Source organism: Streptococcus chenjunshii (genome assembly GCF_003086355.1).
Lineage (GTDB): Bacteria > Bacillota > Bacilli > Lactobacillales > Streptococcaceae > Streptococcus > Streptococcus chenjunshii.
Genome location: NZ_CP031733.1, coordinates 1,508,850 through 1,525,146 on the forward strand (window position 1 = coordinate 1,508,850; position 16,297 = coordinate 1,525,146).

Consider the following 16,297-nt stretch of genomic DNA (forward strand, 5'->3'; position numbering starts at 1 on the left):
CAACTTTAGTCGCAAGGCGAGAAGCTCTCACTTCTGCTTTTCTCATTGTTAGTAGTATAACACGAGGATTATTTCCTGTCAATTATTTTTTCAGCTTTTTCTTGGATAAAATCGACAACTCCTGCAATGCTGATACCGGTTGTGTCAAAAACAATAGCATCCGATGCTGCCTTTAAAGGAGAAACAGCTCGATGGCTGTCTTTATAATCACGTTCTTCGATCTCCTGCTTTAGTCTTTCAAAATCTACAGCAATGCCTTTTTCTTGATTTTCTTTAAAACGGCGTTTTGCTCTTTCTTCAACCGACGCCAGCAGAAAAATTTTAAGTTCTGCATCGGGCAGGACGACTGTACCGATATCGCGTCCATCCATCACAATCGCGCCATCTTTTGCGATTCGGCGCTGCTGGGCCACCAGCTCTTCTCTGATCTCGGGAATAGCCGACAGCCAGGAAACATTATTGGTAACTGCATTCTGACGAATAGCCAGGCTGACATCCTGATCTCCGATAAAAACGGTTTGACTGCCGTCGGCCGTTTGACCAAAAGAGATCGGATTTGCTCTGATAAGTTCTAAAATTTCAGGAACCTGTTCGGCATTAAGCTGATGCTGCAAGGCAAGATAAGTCGCTGAACGATACATAGCTCCGGTATCCAAATAAGTATAGCCAAGATTTTTTGCAATAATCTTGGCTACTGTACTTTTCCCACTTGAAGCCGGACCATCAATGGCAATTGTAATAGATTTCATGGTCTCCTCTAATTCCTGATTAATTGATGTATACTTCATCGCCCGGATCCGCATACCAATAACCGAGCGTCATATGATCTGGATTTAAAGCCTGCAGCTGTTCTACTGAAATCCCTGCTCGTGAAGCAATAGCTGCCGCTCCTTCACCGGCTAAAACAGTAATTGTCTCTCCGCTTCCTTCTGAACTTTCCGTAGTGGTTTCGCTTGAAGAAGCGGTCGTTTCTTCAGAACTTGAACTTGCCGACGTCTCACTGGAAGATTTTTCTGCAGAGCTTTCTTTGACAGTCGTCACCTCTGCTGATGATGATTGGGCTGTTTCTTCAGTATTGCTGTTCGATGTATAATAAAAGACAAACAGTATACCGACAATCAGCAAAAAGAAAACGCTCAGCAAAGCTGTCAGCCAAGGTGTAGAAATGACCAGAGTTTTACTGTCTTCTGATTTTTTCTTTTCTTCCTTGCTGTCCGCTGCCTGCTCTTCGTTATCATCGACAATTTTTTCTTCCCATGGTTGTTTTGCCATGATTTTCCCCCTTGTTAAATAATTCAATTCATATTACAATAATACCATGAAAGTATCACTAATCCCAGAAAAATGTATCGCCTGCGGTCTCTGCCAGACTTATTCCAAAATATTCGATTATCATGATGATGGTATTGTCAAATTTACAGACAGTCAAGCGCTGGTTAAAACTATTGACAATCAGGATCATGATACACTGAAAGCTGTTAAAGCCTGTCCAACCAAAGCTCTTACAATTTTGTAGGAGCTTTTTTATCATCCTTATAAACTTCAAAATAATCCAGTTTTGTTAAATTATCCAGAAGTTCAACTTCTCCCTTAAAATTTGGATCAACTGCCAAGGCATCTAAAAAATATTTCTTCGGCCATTTTCTCATATAGAAAATGTAATTTTTCCCATTATCCAGATGAAGGGCCAAAGTAGAATAAGTTACCTCAATTTTTTCGATTGAGGCAATCACGATTTTTTTAGGGATTTTCGGATTTAGCGAAACCACCCGCAAAATACCGCTGTCTTCTATAATAAAGTATCTGTAAAAGCCAATATTGACCAATACAATGAATAAAGCAAATAAAATAAAAACATAAGACGGTATTTTTGTTCTTTCAAACAAAAGCGATAAACCAATAAAGATAGGAGCAATTGCAATTGACCAATAAACAATCAGCCAGGATAGCTCAGGCTGCCAATGATATCTTACCTTACCAAATATTTTGATCATAGAGCTCCTCCCAATAATTCTATTCTATCATATTTTTTGATATTTTAGTGGGGATTCTCAAAATTTTACGATTTCGATAATCACATCAACAGCTCTCTCCATTGTCTCCAGACTGACAAACTCAAAAGGCCCGTGCATATTTTCCCCGCCCGCAAATAGATTGGGAGTCGGAATGCCCATAAAGGAAATTTTTGATCCGTCAGTACCGCCCCGTACAGGAGCTACAAGCGGTTTAATCCCTAGTTTTTTCATAGCTTCTTCCGCTATGGTTACCGGCCGCATGTCCTGCTCCACTATTTTTTTCATATTGTAATATTGATCACTCAGATTAATAAGAACACGTTCAGTGCCGTATGCCCTGTTCATCTGTTCTGCAAGTTTGCGGACAAAAACTTTGCGCTTTTCAAAAGAAAGGTCATCAAAATCACGGATAATATAAGAACTGTGCGCTTTTTCCACATTTCCCTTCAGGTTAAACAAATGATAAAACCCTTCATAACCCGCTGTTTTTTCCGGACGGTCTGTCACAGGGAGCTGTTGATGAAAATCAATAGCCAGCTGCAAAGCATTAACCATCTGGTTTTTAGCTGTTCCGGGATGAACATTGCGGCCTAAAAAATCGATTTCTAAAGCAGCAGCGTTAAAGGTTTCGTACTGCAGTTCCCCAAGCGGTCCGCCGTCTACCGTGTAGGCAAAATCAACAGCGAAATCCTTTGCCGCAAATTTATCAGCCCCAACACCGATTTCCTCATCCGGCCCAAACCCCACACGAATCTCACCGTGCTTAATTTCCGGATGATCAACTAAATAGGCCATTGCGGTCATAATTTCTGCAATACCTGCCTTATCATCAGCACCCAGAAGCGTTGTCCCGTCAGTTGTTATCAATGTCTGGCCTTGATAATGCTTAAGGTTAGGAAAGGCTTTGGGTGTTAAACTATAGCCTGACTGACCAAGCACAATACTGCCGCCATCATAATTCTCAATAATCTGCGGAGCAACACCATCTGCATTATAATCGGCTGTATCCATGTGTGAAATAAAACCGATTCTATCAGTCTTTGTAGGATCATTAGCCGGCAGGGTCCCGACTACATAGCCATTTTCCGGTATATAATGTACATCCTGAAGGCCGATAGCTTCCATCTCCGGTTTTAGTATATTAGTTGCAAACTCAACCTGATTTTGAGTTGAAGGGGTTTCTGTGCTCGCAGGATTGCTGCGCGTATTGATGCGGACATAGGTCAGGAAACGCTCTAATAGATTTGTATATGCCATCTTTCACCTCACTAATCAGTCATTTTATTATAACAAAAAACACAGGCAGTCTCCACTCTCAAACTTAGTCGCTGCTTCAATGGCTATTGAAAGTTTTCTAATGAATTACCTTTCTCATTTTTATAATTGCAGCCTGCTCTAATACTTCTCAATGGATTAAAAGCAGATCAAAAGTCCCTAAATTTATATCTTTGCATTATCGCTGCAGGCTATTGGACTGCTTTCTTTATAAACTGCTGACTGTCATTTTGAGGTTTTAAAAACGTAAAAAATATTAGTTAGCCTTTGCATATGAAAAAGCTTCATAATTTTCTGGAAGCAGATATGATCTGCTAAGAAAATTACAAAGCTCACCGCAGCTTGGTTTTGATAGATTGCAGCTAAATGCTGAAATCATTTTAGAACGATGACATTCTCATTTTTATTCATTGCTTATATGATAATAAACTTTTTCTGCCAAACTATCTTCGGCTAAATCTTCAGAAGAAATAATACGGTCCTTTGCAGTATCTGACGTATCAGTCTGTCCATCAGCAAAGTAAGCAGAAGACAGAGTCTTTCCGGCTGGAACAATATAGAGAGTAAGGTTGGTTTTTCCTGCCTTATCAACATTCAACAGCAAAACACCATCCTGATCAATATCCAGAAAACTGCCTGTCATGTCAGAACTTGTCAGACCAGAGTGATTAAAAGTGAGAAGCTCCCCCTTGGCATTCTGCCAGTTTCCTGCCATCGTCCCATAATCACCTTTTAAAATTCGTCCGGTATCAAGGCCATTAATAGCTGCAATCTCAGAACTTGGATTGCTCTCTTTTTCATCCGCTTCAGAAGCTCCTCCAACAGTTGAAGACGGCTGAGACTTATCTGCATCTGCCTGAGTCGTTACTTGAGAAGTTGAACTGAATTCAGAGACTGTTTGATTATTCTCTTCACTTTTTTGCCCCGCACAGGCAGCAAGTAAGAAAAGCACTGCCAGACAGGCTGCAAAACAGCTGACTATTTTTTTCATAAGCACCAACTTTCTAAACAATCATTAACTGGTAAATCTGCCTGTATAATCAATATTTTCATCTAAATTATGAGATAATTTAGGAGAAACACTGGTATACTGCCAAGCTGCTGCATTTGAATAATAAGAGAGTGTTTTTGCCTGTTCCTGAGTTAAATAGGTATACCCATTAGTATAGTGAGCAATCCAGAAATTAGACAGCCCAAATCGGGAAGTGCTGACCTGACCGCCTCGAATGTCCAGCCAGCTAGCCATCGTATAGTGAACTAAGTTGCTGTAACCCAAACGGTTCATCTCATCCTGCCAAGCTTGAATATTATTATTAATATTGGACAGCATAGCGGATTCTTCCATATCATTAACCATCACGGTCGCATTTGACAGACCCATAGACTGGGCGACGCTGACAAAGTACTGCGCTTCTGCTCTGGCCTGTGCTTCTGTAGTGTAGTGTGAGTAATGGTAGGCGGAGACTTTAACACCGGCAGCCTGAGCATTAGCAATCTGCGCCCGAGCATAAGGATTAGTATAGGTTGTCCCTTCTGTCAATTTCACAACAACTCCTTGAATGCCCTGCTGTTTCAGAGAAGTAAACTCTGCTGTTGAAATAATTCCATTGTGGCTGCTGATATCAATGAAATATGATGGTAATTCAACCGCCGGTCTTTCAGCATTGAATGCGTAGTTCCCAAGATCAAACCCTGACGTGCTGCCATCGTTATAATCAACATAGGCATGAACTGTATAGTTTCCTTGAATATAGCCATGGTTTTTCGCATCTACAGTGACAGACGCCTTACCGCCACTTACTGAGGCCGTTCCATACCAAACAAGATTGGCTTGATTGCTTTCTGACCAAGCAGCTACTCGGACACCTTTGACAATTTTCCCGTCAGCATTTTCTGTAACGATCACTTCAAGCCTGCCAGCTGCTGCATTATGATTAGTCACAGCAGCCGCAGCATCTGCAGCTCTAACAGCTTCCGTTACCGTAAACCCTTCAGTTGCTGACAAACCGATAAACTGATTGCCAATTTTACTTTGCCCATAGACATTAACATGATAATGCCCTGTTTCAAAGTGATGATCTTTTAAGTTAATCGTTGCTGTATAGGTTCCGTCAGCCTGCTTATCTGCAGTAAGCCAGCTGAGATCGTCCTGGCCATTGTTGCTCGTCCATACTGGAAGCATGATCGAACTCATATAAACCGGGACCTCAGAAACAGTTACCAAATAGCTGGTTTCTGTAGCTTTAGTGATTGCTGTTTTTACATCAGGTTGGCTAATATCAAAATCTTTTGCAGCAAGACCAATCATACGTCCGTTATCATTGAGATAAGCATGGATATGATAAAGCCCATAGCCTCTGTGATTGCTGTATGGTGCAGTAACCGTACCGCTGCTGCTCGATTGATACCATTGGAGATCATCCTGGCCTTTTTCATCTGACCAGACCGCAAAATGGACTTTGCTATAATCTGTCACTGTATTAGAATCCAGCCTTATAGCAATACCATCGGTGTTTAAGTCGGCTGTCACTGTATTCTTAGCAGCAGGCTTTGTAATTTTATAGGAACCCAGAACTGTCCCCACAGTTGTGCCGTCACTATAATCTGTATATACATGAACAATATACGTATCAGAACGATTAGAATGATCAGCAATATTGACGGTTGCTGATGCCCTGTTATTTCTAACAGCCGGAGAATACCATTTCAGGTCATCCTGACCCTTATCCTGCGACCAGACCGCAATATTAACAGCTGCGATCTCTTTAGATACTGACGAACCTGCAACCACAACATCAAAAGTTGTCTTGTTCTCAGCATAATTTGCGATAGAAACTGTCGCATTGCTACGTGTGTCTACATTGTCAAAACCGGATGTAGCAGATAAACCGATTTGGCTGCCTAATATTGTACTGTAACCATAGATATTAGCATGATAATGCCCTCTGTCATTATTATGGTTTGCGACCGCAACACTGACTTTATATGTTCTTTGTTCGGTCTGGCTGGCGGTATACCAGACTAGATCATCTTGGCCTTTTTGGTCTGACCAGACTGGAACCATGATATCGGTGATACTTTGAGGAACATTGCTGATAATGATATCAAAAGTGCCTGTTCCTGTCTGCTGAATCGCTGTAGCTATTTGCGGCTCTGCCACTGTAACCGTCATAGCATTTAAACCATAGTTCCCATCGTTGCGAATCGAATAAGTATGGATATGATAAGTCCCGTAAGATCTGTGCCGCGATAAGTCAACATAAGCAGCACCGGCTGCATCAGCCGTATACCAGACTAAATCATCCTGCCCATTGACATCCGACCAAACAGCAAATTTAATACTCTCATTTGCAGCAGATGGCTTTTGATATTGAATCCTTATGCCATTATCGGTCACATCAGCAACAGTTTCAGGCTGCTGAGCAACTGTAAGAACTGCCGCGCTGTCTGCTGAAGAACTTGTTTCTAAAGACTGTGCTTCAGCTGACACAGCTCTCAAAGAAACCGCTGCTGCATCCGCATCTAGAAACTGAAGATCATCGGCAGCAAGCGAAAGTTCCGTTGATTCATCTGTCACAGCCTCTGCAGTCACTGTGTTCTGATTTTGAGCAGCTGTATCAGAATCTGAAAACTCACTTTCAGCAAAGGAAGGCTGTTCAAGAGTTTCTTCCTTTTGACCACTGTCAGCTTCTGCTGGCAAAGCCGTATCATTAAATGTTTCATCGGCAGCCGCAGCTGTATCAGTTTCAGCTGTAACTGTATCAAGCGGAATATTAGATTGTATTTCTGTCACTGTTTCTTCTGGAAACGAGCTGTCTGTAAGCTGTTCTTCAGCCAAGACAGTGCCTGTTCCTAAAAAAACGCTCATTACAAAAGGAGCAATGAGGTAAGTCTGTAGCTTTTTCTTTTCCAATAGTTAAATCCTTCTTTTTTTTATTTAAATTTATTATAGCATTCATTTATAAGGCGGGCAAGCCTGTTGATTTTAAAGCTTTTTTACAAAAAGATGCATTTGTTACATACAGCTGCACAATACTTGCTCCTTCCTGGTTGCTACATAGCAAAACATAGAATGGTTTGATGGACCGGCTGTTTAAACCAGTCTGAAAGGCAGCCCGTCCTTTCATCTCTTTTTTACATAACAGAGTGCCTATCTGTAAAGAAAGGGCAGAGTGAGTACTGTTTTATATACAGCTAATTTCGGTTGTCAGGCAGCCCTCATCCTTTTATTCGAAAAAAACTCGTTTTATCATTCAAACAGTTGCTGCCGTGTCCTTTTTATGATTCAGATTTACTAAAACAGCATTTCTATGTTATAATTTAAAGTAGAATTATAGTAAAGGCAGTTATATTATGACACTTTTATCTGTTGTTGTTCCTTGTTACAATGAAGAAGAGGCCATCCGCCCTTTTTTAAAAGAAATGCAGAAAATTGAAAAGCGTATGCGAAGCAATGTCGCTGTTGAATATCTGTTTATCAATGATGGCTCTAAGGACGGGACACTCGCTGTCCTGCGCAGTTTGGCAAATGATTACAGTAATGTTCATTACATCTCCTTTTCCCGAAATTTTGGAAAAGAGGCTGGCTTGCTGGCTGGTCTGGAGGAAGCTAGAGGGGATCTGATTACGGTAATGGATGCTGATCTTCAAGATCCGCCAGATCTGCTGCCAGAGATGTATGAAAAAATTCAAGAAGGCTACGATGTTGTTGGAACGCGGCGTGCTAATCGAAAAGGTGAGCCCCCAATACGTTCACTGTTTTCTAAACTGTTTTATTGGTTTGCCAATAAAATTACAGACACTGAAATGGTTGACGGTGCCAGAGATTTTCGCTTGATGACCAGACAGGTTGTTGACAGTATTTTAACCTTAGGTGAAGTCAATCGTTTCTCTAAGGGAATCTTTTCTTGGGTAGGCTTTAAGACAACTTATATCAGTTTTGAAAATCGTGAACGGGTCGCAGGAAAAACCAGCTGGAACTTCTTCGACTTGCTCAAATATTCTATTGACGGATTTGTTAATTTTTCCGAAGTGCCTCTAAATATTGCAACTTGGACCGGGACAGCCAGTTTTGTTTTTTCACTCTTTGCTATCATTTTTATCGTTATTCGTAAATTAATTTGGGATGACCCAGTATCCGGATGGGCGAGTACCGTCTCCATTATACTTTTTATGGGCGGGATTCAGCTGTTCTGCATCGGAATACTCGGAAAATACATCGCTAAAATCTTTTTAGAAACTAAAAAACGTCCTGTCTATATTGTTAAAGAGAAAAGATAAAACTATCAGATTCTACCTTTTACATATGCAATAAACAAGGAAAGCGCGATTTCAAAGTCATCCCTATCACTAGAGTGATGGGACAAAATTGACTCTTATCTTATAAGACAAACGAAGCTGCGACAAAAGTGCGCAGCTTCGTTTGTTCATTTTAACATCTCATCAAGACTATAGGTTCTATTCTCTTATCTTTTGGCTTAACAGCATATTAAGTTGAGATAGCCCTATCGAGGAAACGGTTATAATCGCTGGGAGAAATTGGATAAGGTAGCGTGTTCTTCCGCCTTCAAAAATCATCAAAAACAGCAAGCCGCCAAATACCGTAATCTGCATCCAGAGCTGAAAACCATTATTTAAACTGAAGAAGAAGCAAAAAGCGATAAGACCGACTGAAACACCTATCCATATGATTTGCAAGAAAGCGCCATATAAATGATAATTTTCCCCTTCAACATAGACATAGCTTCTAATCCATCTGGCTAAAGCACTGTCCTGTATATTTTTCAACCACTTGACTGTCAAGCGCTGTTCCTCATTCATTACCCTTTCCTGAAACCAGCCAAAATTCCCTTCGCCGACGATCCAATAGTATTTATAGAATAGGTGTCCAATAAAGGTCGTAAACTTATAATTCGCTAAGCGCTGCTTGATTTCGTCCAGCGCTAATTTATTTCTGTCACTGCCCGCAGACTGCCAAACCTCTTCAGAAATTTCTGAATGGACATTCCCAGAGTAAGTCAGCCCTAGATTGACATAATAGAGCATTGTACGGCTCATCTGCGGCTCATAATTGACAAAATCCTGTTTTTCTAAAGAAAACGCCAGAGCCCTATTCACCAAAACAAATGAGCAGGCAGCTATCAGCAGTACCTTCATATAGCTTTTAAGCCGTTTTGAATTTCTCTGCTTAATGACATAAGCGATTAGTACAATAGCGCCAGCAATGATAAAAATCATAACTGTCGGTCTGAAGCCATAGGCCAGTGCTAACACTGTTCCTAATAGAACTGCCCCTTTACTTTTCAGTTTATTTTTTGATATCAAAACTGCCAGTAGAATAAACAGACTGAGCAGAAACAGCGTAATAGCATCAGAGTAAGTATAAAGCTGCTGCGGCGAAAGCCCGAGAGTAAGAGCCATTAGCAGAAAGGAAACATCCGCTGTCTTTCTGTTTAACATCAATTTATTTGATATATAGACAAAAACAATAGACAAATCAATAAAAAGTATGTTCCAAAATGCCAATGCCACAACTAAATTTTCTTTGGAAAAAAGATAATTAATCTTAAACCATACAACCAATAAAAAATTATTAGGGTTAAAAGATATATAGTCAGTAGCTGCAGCGTATTCTGGGTCAGTAGCAATTAAATAGACGATAGTTGTGTCCGCAGATGCCAGAGCTAAGCTGGAAAATGTAATCAGCAGCTGAAAAAGAGCTACACCTGCTAAAACATATAATTTATGAGAAACCAGAAAGGTATAGATTATCCTGCCGATGCTTATCGTTTGTTTCTTAAAATGAAAAGCCAAAAACAGCAGAATAACAAAAACAACTAACAGTTTCGCCAGAGCATCTGTTAAATGGGTATAATCAATATTTAAATACTGAAATGCAAAATAAACAGCAAAGTAACCCCATAAAACCATAAGAACAAAGAAAACTGAGTTTCCTATCTTCAATAACTTTTCCATGTTTCTCCTCATTTTATTTTAAAAAACTCTTCATAGTCAGAAATATAAGATTTTCCAACCGTAATATCGTACTGAATCAGCCTCAAATCATTTGCAACTTCCTCCTCCTCTTCTGTCAGTTCCCCTTCTTTATCCACGCTGGCATTCTCAAGAACACTGGTTAATAAAGCATAATAAGGAGAGACTTTAGAATTTGTGTGAGCCAAAAGTTCAGCAGTGAAATCACTGGAATTAACCAGCGGATAATCCAGCTTCGCCGTCTCATGGTTGCTCCAGATAAAATAATCTGTCAGGTACTGACTGTTTGGATCAGAAGCAAAGGCGCTGTCCGGATACAGACCCGGCAGATGATCCCCGTAAAAAACAACTGTCACATCTTCATCCACTTCGGATAAGCTGTCCAAGAAATCCTTAGTTGCTGCATCCGTATAACTTAATAACCTGACATACTCTGTCAGCGCTCCGTTTTCAGATTCACTGAACCCTTCACCTGATGCAAGAATATCGGCTGGTTTGCCAACAGACCATGGAACATGGTTCTGCATCGTAATAACAGAGAAAAATTGACTTTCACCTGTTTTTAGCTGGCTTAAGATATTATTATATACCGTCTCATCACTGACACTGACACCGAGATCCTCAGGATTTTCAAAGGTATCTTTTGAATCGGAAGAAAAAATCAAAGTATCGAATCCTAGCTGTTCATAGACTGTTTTTCGATTATAATTTTTGGCACCAGAGGGATGAAGTACAATACGGTTTTTAGCTTCAAATTGGTCACTGATAGAAGGGAAAATTGACATTTTCGGAACAACCTCAGTGTAGAGTGTAGAAACCGAAGAAGAAAAATTATAAAATGGAAGACCTGTCAAGGTTTGAAATTCCATATTAGCTGTTCCACCGCCATAGCCATCAGAACGCATTAAGCCGCTGGTTGTCTGTGTTTCAATTTCCCGAACATTGGGCATAACATCCTGACTGACTGTTACACCGGCAACTTTAAAGGGATCGGAAAAACTTTCACTGAGAATATAAATAACTGTCTGATCTGAAATACTATGATCTCTGGTCGCATTAATCTCTTCAGCAAGACTTGTGTACTTTTCAGCGACCCGCTTGATACTCTCTTCACTGTAGTCTTTAGGTGTGTCCATTGTGGATTTCGTTAACTGCTTTGTCCAAACATACATTAGGGATTTATATCTGGCATTAACATCAAATCCCATCCATTCAATATTAGCCCAGTTATTTACCGTTGATACTACCGGTATACCGCCTGTAACCATATTGTTTTTTTCATTTTTAAAAATCAAAAAAACAAATAAGGACAGTCCCATCAGACTCGCTAAAATTGAAAAGCGAACACGCTTTCTAATAAAAATAGGACCCGGCAGAAGCCTTTTTCTGAAGTAATAGTAGAAAGAACCTGTAGCTAAAAGCAGTAATACCAGATAAATAACAACCCTGATATTGACAGAACTCACCAGAAGATTAACATCCTGCAACCAAACGAAATCGGTAATCAGCAGCGGTTCATTTCGAAGCGATTCTTTTATAAAATTGGCTACCGAAATCAGTATGCCGGAAACTGTGATTAACAGCGTAGCTGAAAGATAGCGGTTGATAATGGCATAGACCATAATATAAACGACTGTGAGAAAAATAATCTGGTACAGAACGGCCCCTGGGAACACATAGGCTCCCAGTAATTCCGTATCGCCTTTTACCCCGTACTGGAGGCAGTAATTAAAGATAAGCGCTAAAGACAGACTGGTCATTAAACTCAGGGACAGGCTGGCTTTATTTCGCTTAAGATCCCTCAAAGCCTGCAAAGCAGTGATTGATAAAAGAATAACGAAAAAGATAATCCAAAGCAGATTGGATGTCAGATAAGAGATGAAATCAGCAACATTTCCTTTTTCAAAGTACTTCTCGGCAGAAGGAAGGAAACTGTGTAAAAGTTTGCTGTCATTGCAGATAATGGTTGCTAAAATCAGATAAAGTATCCGCCCTTTGGGCTGGTAGTCCAGTAAAACGGCTTCTAATTTAGGAAAATACTGCCTTTGTTCAAAGAGATACTGAAAAAGATAGCCAATAGCTACAACGGCTAAGATAGTCAGCAAGGCATTTCCTTCAAAAAAGCGGTTTTGGAACAAATCCCAAGGATTAAATTTTTTATTATTAATATTTCTGGTTACTAAAAGGAAATAGGAGACAAATAAGTAAATGAAATAGGAAATTCCCAGCTTGATAAAAAATCTTTTATTGATTTCCTTCGAAAAATAGATGCCCAGCGCAGCTACCGAAACCAGATACACCAGAAACAGATAAAAACTGAGGCTGGCAAAAGGAGCCGGCAGTTCCTTTCCTGACAGCAAACTGCTGGTAACCAAGTACAAATTGATATAGAAGGTAAATATGAGCAGAAGAATATGCTGTAATACATTTACCCAATTTATTTCTTTTAAGTTTTTTCTCATGATCTCAATTTTTCCAAAGAACGTGTAATAATATATTTCACTGCCCTTGCAGGCCCTATGAAAATATACTTGAATGCTCCCTTGATACCTCCCATATATGTAAAATCAATATAAGTATGCGGGGCACTGCTGCCGCGTTCATTATATAATTTATTATCAACAAAAGGGGTTAGTGTCACCGGATTTTGCGAGATTCTGAAATCATAATGCTGACTCCAGGCGATATAGACAATTAAGCGCTCAATCGCATGTAGAATTGAATTCTGCGGCAGAGGTTCTGCCGGCACATCTTCATCCTGTAAGTCTAAGTTAAACAGAGGAGCCAGCGCATCATACTTAAACCAGACAAAAGTACCGTAGCTCATCACAAAAGTATGAAATCGATTAAAATCAATTGCCTTTTCCAGCTGCATCTGCTGCCAAAGCTTATTCATTTCCGGAGCAATCAAATGCTCATTCCAAGCATCAACAATCTTATTGTAACGGAAAAATGTTGGAATATCAGCAATGACAAGACCTAATTTATCATTGCCAAAATTAGCAATGATGCTGTCTGCCGGTTCAACCAGCATAGCAATCAGCTCTTTGCGCCAAGATTCTCCTGCCCAAAAGTCGGCTTCCTTAGACTTTTTAGTGTGGAAATGGCCGATATAATCATAAGCCTCCAGCTCGTTTTTAAGCTTAAGCAGCGGTAAAACATCGCGGCCGATATTGCCTGTCACAAATACTTCTGCTTTTTTAGAATGATCGGCCAGAACTGTCTGAATCTCTTTTTGTTTAGCCTTGCTGTCTGTCGTGATAAACAAATCATAATCAAAATGAAATTGTTCAAAAGCCGATAGAAACTCTGGCAGCAAATCAAGATAAAAGACATGCAGATGGACAGCAATTTTTTTCTGAAGAGACTGAGGCAGATCAGCTGATTTTAAATATTTTCTGCCCAGAAGATATTTAAAATCAGGATAATTAATTTCTGACATATGCGACACAATCAAATCTATTGGATAAGCTGAAATGCGCTCAATTTCATCCAGCAAATAGGGCGTAATATGCTGGTTAGCATCGATAGCCTTTACTTTAATAAAAGGAACCTTATGAGCTAAAATAGCTGTCGGATGGTAATAAGAAAAATCTGCGTGCAGCATATGCGAAGCATCTTCTTTAGTTGTATCAAAGACTGTCTGATAATGAAAACCTGCCGCCAAAAGTGTTGTGGTCACCTGTGTTTCATAATCGTTAATTACTTGCTGCACATCCGTATAATTTTGAATGCCGCTCCAAAAATCATGAAAGGCTGCTGACTGCAGCACCGCATGTTTAAAGGTGATAAAGTAACTTTGAATATGTTCTTTAAACTGCTTCGTTTGACGGTTATTGGTCAACCCCCAAAAGTCAACAGTTTCTTGCTTTTCATAATTGAGATAGTAATCTTTAATATCCCACAGCGGACCAAAACAGGTATCATTCATGACAGTCAGAACATCGTAATCTTTTAAATTATCAAAACCGACATGATTCATTCCGTCACGCCATGCTGCAAAATCAAAACCGATATTTTCTCTCTGGATAAAATCATCCATCAGATTCTGATTTCTCAGTTTTTCCTGATCACTTGCCGAAACACTGCTATTGGTAATGAAGACAACTTTAGAAAATAAGGGACGCATCTGGGTCAGCTGATAATAAACATGCGAGCTGACACGATTATATTTATTAAAATGCACATATAAAAGCAGTCTCTTCATTTTTTTCTCCTCAATAGGTTAATTAATTTGCTTGTAATCGTCCATCGGCGTGAATGCGTCACAGCATTATATCGGATAACCATTTCTTCCAGTTCTTTTTTATAAGTATCTCTTTCTTTCGTGACACGCTGGTAATCTGTCTGAGAAAGTCTTAATTTTTGCAGCTCCGAACGGCTGGCATATAAATCCTCCGATAAGAGACGGATAAGGTAATTTTCCGACTGATGATCATCAAGATTAAACATAGTATACTGCAAAATTAAGCTTGGGCTGGTTACTCGCTCGGTATTATAAATAATCTGCGGATCAGAATCATTAAAGAAAAAAGCGTTTTTTATCTGCAAACCGTTCGTAAAAACAGGCAGCAGCTCAGTATTAAATTCTGGGTCAACCAGCTTAACCGTCTGGTAATAACTAGGAATTTCTGACAAATCAATCCGCAAGTGCTGCGTTCCTTTTGGCAAGTCAATTGTTAGACTGTCTTTTTCCTGAAGCAAAAACTCAGAAACCTGATCTTCAGAAAAATCATGATTCGCACCTGCATAATAAATAGTCACTTTTTGCCCATGAGCTGCAGCGGCACTAGGTTTAAAGTCTTGCGATAATAAAATTTCAAAATCGGTATGCTTATTTAAAAGAGTCAAAAAAGCTTTTTTATAATCACTGTCCGGATATTTTTTAACATATTCAATCTGGGTTGCCAGCAACCTCTGAAAACGCCTGCGCAATTTTTCAACATTTTTGGTGCGAGAGTCCGACTCTGCATCCATGCGGTAAACTGTTGTAGCATCCGGTAAAAAACTTAAGCTGGTTTTTCGAAACAGCTCTAACTGCAAATTGAAAGTATCATCAACTGCATCTAAATCAATCATCTGATTGACTTCCAGCATAAGCTCCCGTTCCACCAGCCAAGTTGAAGCCATGGTCATCCCTTTCAGAGCCAGCATATCTTCATAGGTTGTAATCAAAGGAATAGCCTGATTAGCAAAGGCTTTGGCCTGGGTTACTTTCCCGCTGCTATCTACAAAATCAAAATCGGTATTAGACCATTTTGAATCTGGAGTTTTTTCCAGCAAGTCAACCTGCTTTTGCAGCTTACAGTCATCTATCCAGTAATCATCACCGTCACAGCGTGCAATATACTGCCCTTTAGCTTCCTGACAGATGGTCACCCAGGTCTTAGCAATCCCCTGATTTTCAGTATGATAAAAAGCTCTGATTATTTCCGGATAGTTATCCGCATAAGACGCGATAATCTTTGGCGATTCATCCGTTGATGCATCATCAACGATAATAATTTCATATGGAAAAGAAGTCCTTTGACTTAAAAAGCTTTCAATGGCATCTGCAATCCAAGTACCCTTATTATAATTAGTGCAAATAATAGACACTTTCATTAAGCCAATACTCCTTTCATAAGATACAAAGGCCGTTAAGAACGCAAAGTAAAAATAGGAGCCTGACCGCCGAGTCACTAAAGACTCAAGGGAGGGCTATCTTTTTTACACAGCGTTTAGGCCGTGTTCAGTTCCATCAAGATACAAAGGCCGTTTAAAAATCCGTATGAAAAGGCGGTAAGCCAGAAATCTATGATTTCGTCTGCGCACCTCTGCCAAGACGGCTAGAAGGGTGCGGTCGGCTGCTAAGACGACAAAGCCTTCAGACGGCTACGGCTGGCGGTAAGTCCGAAATCTGTGATTTCGCAGACGCACCCCTGCCAGAATGACTAGAAGGGTGCGGCCGGCTGTTAAGACGGCAAAGCCTCCAGACGGCTACGGCTAGCGGAAAACCAGAAATCTCCGATTTC

General features: G+C 40.1%; 12 protein-coding genes and 1 other annotated feature (1 of these 13 running past the window's edge). Of the genes, 2 read left to right on the forward strand and 10 right to left on the reverse strand.

Translation table 11 applies throughout. From position 1 onward, the window contains the following. Positions 1–45: a sequence feature (ribosomal protein L20 leader region), on the reverse strand; it reaches 80 nt to the left of the window's first position. 23 nt (positions 46–68) lie between these two features. Together cmk and DDV21_RS07285 are read right to left on the reverse strand one after the other, a co-directional pair. Beyond that, positions 69–749: a (d)CMP kinase gene (cmk, locus tag DDV21_RS07280; RefSeq protein WP_116878744.1), complete on the reverse strand. Its 681-nt coding sequence runs from the start codon at positions 747–749 to the stop codon at positions 69–71. Between the two features lie 19 nt (positions 750–768). Next, the gene (locus tag DDV21_RS07285) at positions 769–1,272 is read right to left on the reverse strand and encodes an SAG1386/EF1546 family surface-associated protein (RefSeq protein ID WP_116878743.1); all 504 of its coding nucleotides are present in this window, start codon (positions 1,270–1,272) and stop codon (positions 769–771) included. Between the two features lie 46 nt (positions 1,273–1,318). Between DDV21_RS07285 and DDV21_RS07290 the strand changes: the two genes are divergently transcribed. Beyond that, on the forward strand, positions 1,319–1,516 hold the full coding sequence (locus DDV21_RS07290) for a ferredoxin (protein WP_116878742.1): 198 nt from the start codon (positions 1,319–1,321) through the stop codon (positions 1,514–1,516). On the opposite strand, the gene DDV21_RS07295 is transcribed toward DDV21_RS07290, so the two are convergent. The 4 genes from DDV21_RS07295 to DDV21_RS07310 all read right to left on the reverse strand — a co-directional run bounded on the left by DDV21_RS07295 (position 1,503) and on the right by DDV21_RS07310 (position 7,158). Then, complete coding sequence (locus tag DDV21_RS07295; protein WP_116878741.1) at positions 1,503–1,994, reverse strand: EbsA family protein; 492 nt, start codon at positions 1,992–1,994, stop codon at positions 1,503–1,505. The genes DDV21_RS07290 and DDV21_RS07295 overlap by 14 nt on opposite strands. Before the next feature lie 57 nt (positions 1,995–2,051). Further along, positions 2,052–3,272 (reverse strand): peptidase T, encoded by a 1,221-nt coding sequence (pepT, locus tag DDV21_RS07300; protein ID WP_116878740.1) that lies wholly within the window; start codon positions 3,270–3,272, stop codon positions 2,052–2,054. 421 nt (positions 3,273–3,693) lie between these two features. Continuing rightward, entirely contained in the window at positions 3,694–4,281 is a 588-nt protein-coding gene (locus tag DDV21_RS11920; protein ID WP_220431758.1) for a DUF6287 domain-containing protein, read from the reverse strand. Between the two features lie 24 nt (positions 4,282–4,305). After that, on the reverse strand, positions 4,306–7,158 hold the full coding sequence (locus DDV21_RS07310; protein WP_116878748.1) for a GBS Bsp-like repeat-containing protein: 2,853 nt from the start codon (positions 7,156–7,158) through the stop codon (positions 4,306–4,308). A gap of 485 nt (positions 7,159–7,643) precedes the next feature. On the opposite strand from DDV21_RS07310, the gene DDV21_RS07315 reads away from it, so the two are divergent. After that, positions 7,644–8,570, forward strand: a complete 927-nt coding sequence (locus tag DDV21_RS07315; protein WP_116878739.1) for a glycosyltransferase family 2 protein — start codon at positions 7,644–7,646, stop codon at positions 8,568–8,570. A gap of 177 nt (positions 8,571–8,747) precedes the next feature. Here DDV21_RS07315 and DDV21_RS07320 read toward each other — a convergent pair whose 3' ends face one another. The 4 genes from DDV21_RS07320 to DDV21_RS07335 are packed head-to-tail and all read right to left on the reverse strand — an operon-like array spanning position 8,748 to position 15,887. Next, the gene (locus DDV21_RS07320; RefSeq protein WP_116878738.1) at positions 8,748–10,265 is read right to left on the reverse strand and encodes a glycosyltransferase family protein; all 1,518 of its coding nucleotides are present in this window, start codon (positions 10,263–10,265) and stop codon (positions 8,748–8,750) included. A gap of 8 nt (positions 10,266–10,273) precedes the next feature. After that, positions 10,274–12,745, reverse strand: coding sequence for an LTA synthase family protein (locus tag DDV21_RS07325; RefSeq protein WP_116878737.1), 2,472 nt, complete (start codon positions 12,743–12,745; stop codon positions 10,274–10,276). After that, a complete protein-coding gene (locus DDV21_RS07330) occupies positions 12,742–14,490 on the reverse strand; it encodes a rhamnan synthesis F family protein (protein WP_116878736.1) in 1,749 nt (582 codons plus the stop codon). Before DDV21_RS07330 ends, DDV21_RS07325 begins: the two co-directional genes overlap by 4 nt. Next, positions 14,487–15,887 (reverse strand): glycosyltransferase family 2 protein, encoded by a 1,401-nt coding sequence (locus DDV21_RS07335; RefSeq protein ID WP_116878735.1) that lies wholly within the window; start codon positions 15,885–15,887, stop codon positions 14,487–14,489. The genes DDV21_RS07330 and DDV21_RS07335 overlap by 4 nt, the downstream gene beginning before the upstream one ends. Positions 15,888–16,297 lie beyond the last annotated feature (410 nt).

Excerpts from the sequence above, each read along its gene's own strand:
- cmk (WP_116878744.1), bottom strand. The coding sequence starts at position 749 with ATGAAATCTATTACAATTGCCATTGATGGTCCGGCTTCAAGTGGGAAA.
- DDV21_RS07285 (WP_116878743.1), bottom strand. The coding sequence starts at position 1,272 with ATGGCAAAACAACCATGGGAAGAAAAAATTGTCGATGATAACGAAGAG.
- DDV21_RS07335 (WP_116878735.1), bottom strand. The coding sequence starts at position 15,887 with ATGAAAGTGTCTATTATTTGCACTAATTATAATAAGGGTACTTGGATT.
- DDV21_RS07320 (WP_116878738.1), bottom strand. The coding sequence starts at position 10,265 with ATGGAAAAGTTATTGAAGATAGGAAACTCAGTTTTCTTTGTTCTTATG.
- DDV21_RS07295 (WP_116878741.1), bottom strand. The coding sequence starts at position 1,994 with ATGATCAAAATATTTGGTAAGGTAAGATATCATTGGCAGCCTGAGCTA.
- DDV21_RS07315 (WP_116878739.1), top strand. The coding sequence starts at position 7,644 with ATGACACTTTTATCTGTTGTTGTTCCTTGTTACAATGAAGAAGAGGCC.
- pepT (WP_116878740.1), bottom strand. The coding sequence starts at position 3,272 with ATGGCATATACAAATCTATTAGAGCGTTTCCTGACCTATGTCCGCATC.
- DDV21_RS07325 (WP_116878737.1), bottom strand. The coding sequence starts at position 12,745 with ATGAGAAAAAACTTAAAAGAAATAAATTGGGTAAATGTATTACAGCAT.
- DDV21_RS11920 (WP_220431758.1), bottom strand. The coding sequence starts at position 4,281 with ATGAAAAAAATAGTCAGCTGTTTTGCAGCCTGTCTGGCAGTGCTTTTC.
- DDV21_RS07290 (WP_116878742.1), top strand. The coding sequence starts at position 1,319 with ATGAAAGTATCACTAATCCCAGAAAAATGTATCGCCTGCGGTCTCTGC.
- DDV21_RS07330 (WP_116878736.1), bottom strand. The coding sequence starts at position 14,490 with ATGAAGAGACTGCTTTTATATGTGCATTTTAATAAATATAATCGTGTC.
- DDV21_RS07310 (WP_116878748.1), bottom strand. The coding sequence starts at position 7,158 with ATGAGCGTTTTTTTAGGAACAGGCACTGTCTTGGCTGAAGAACAGCTT.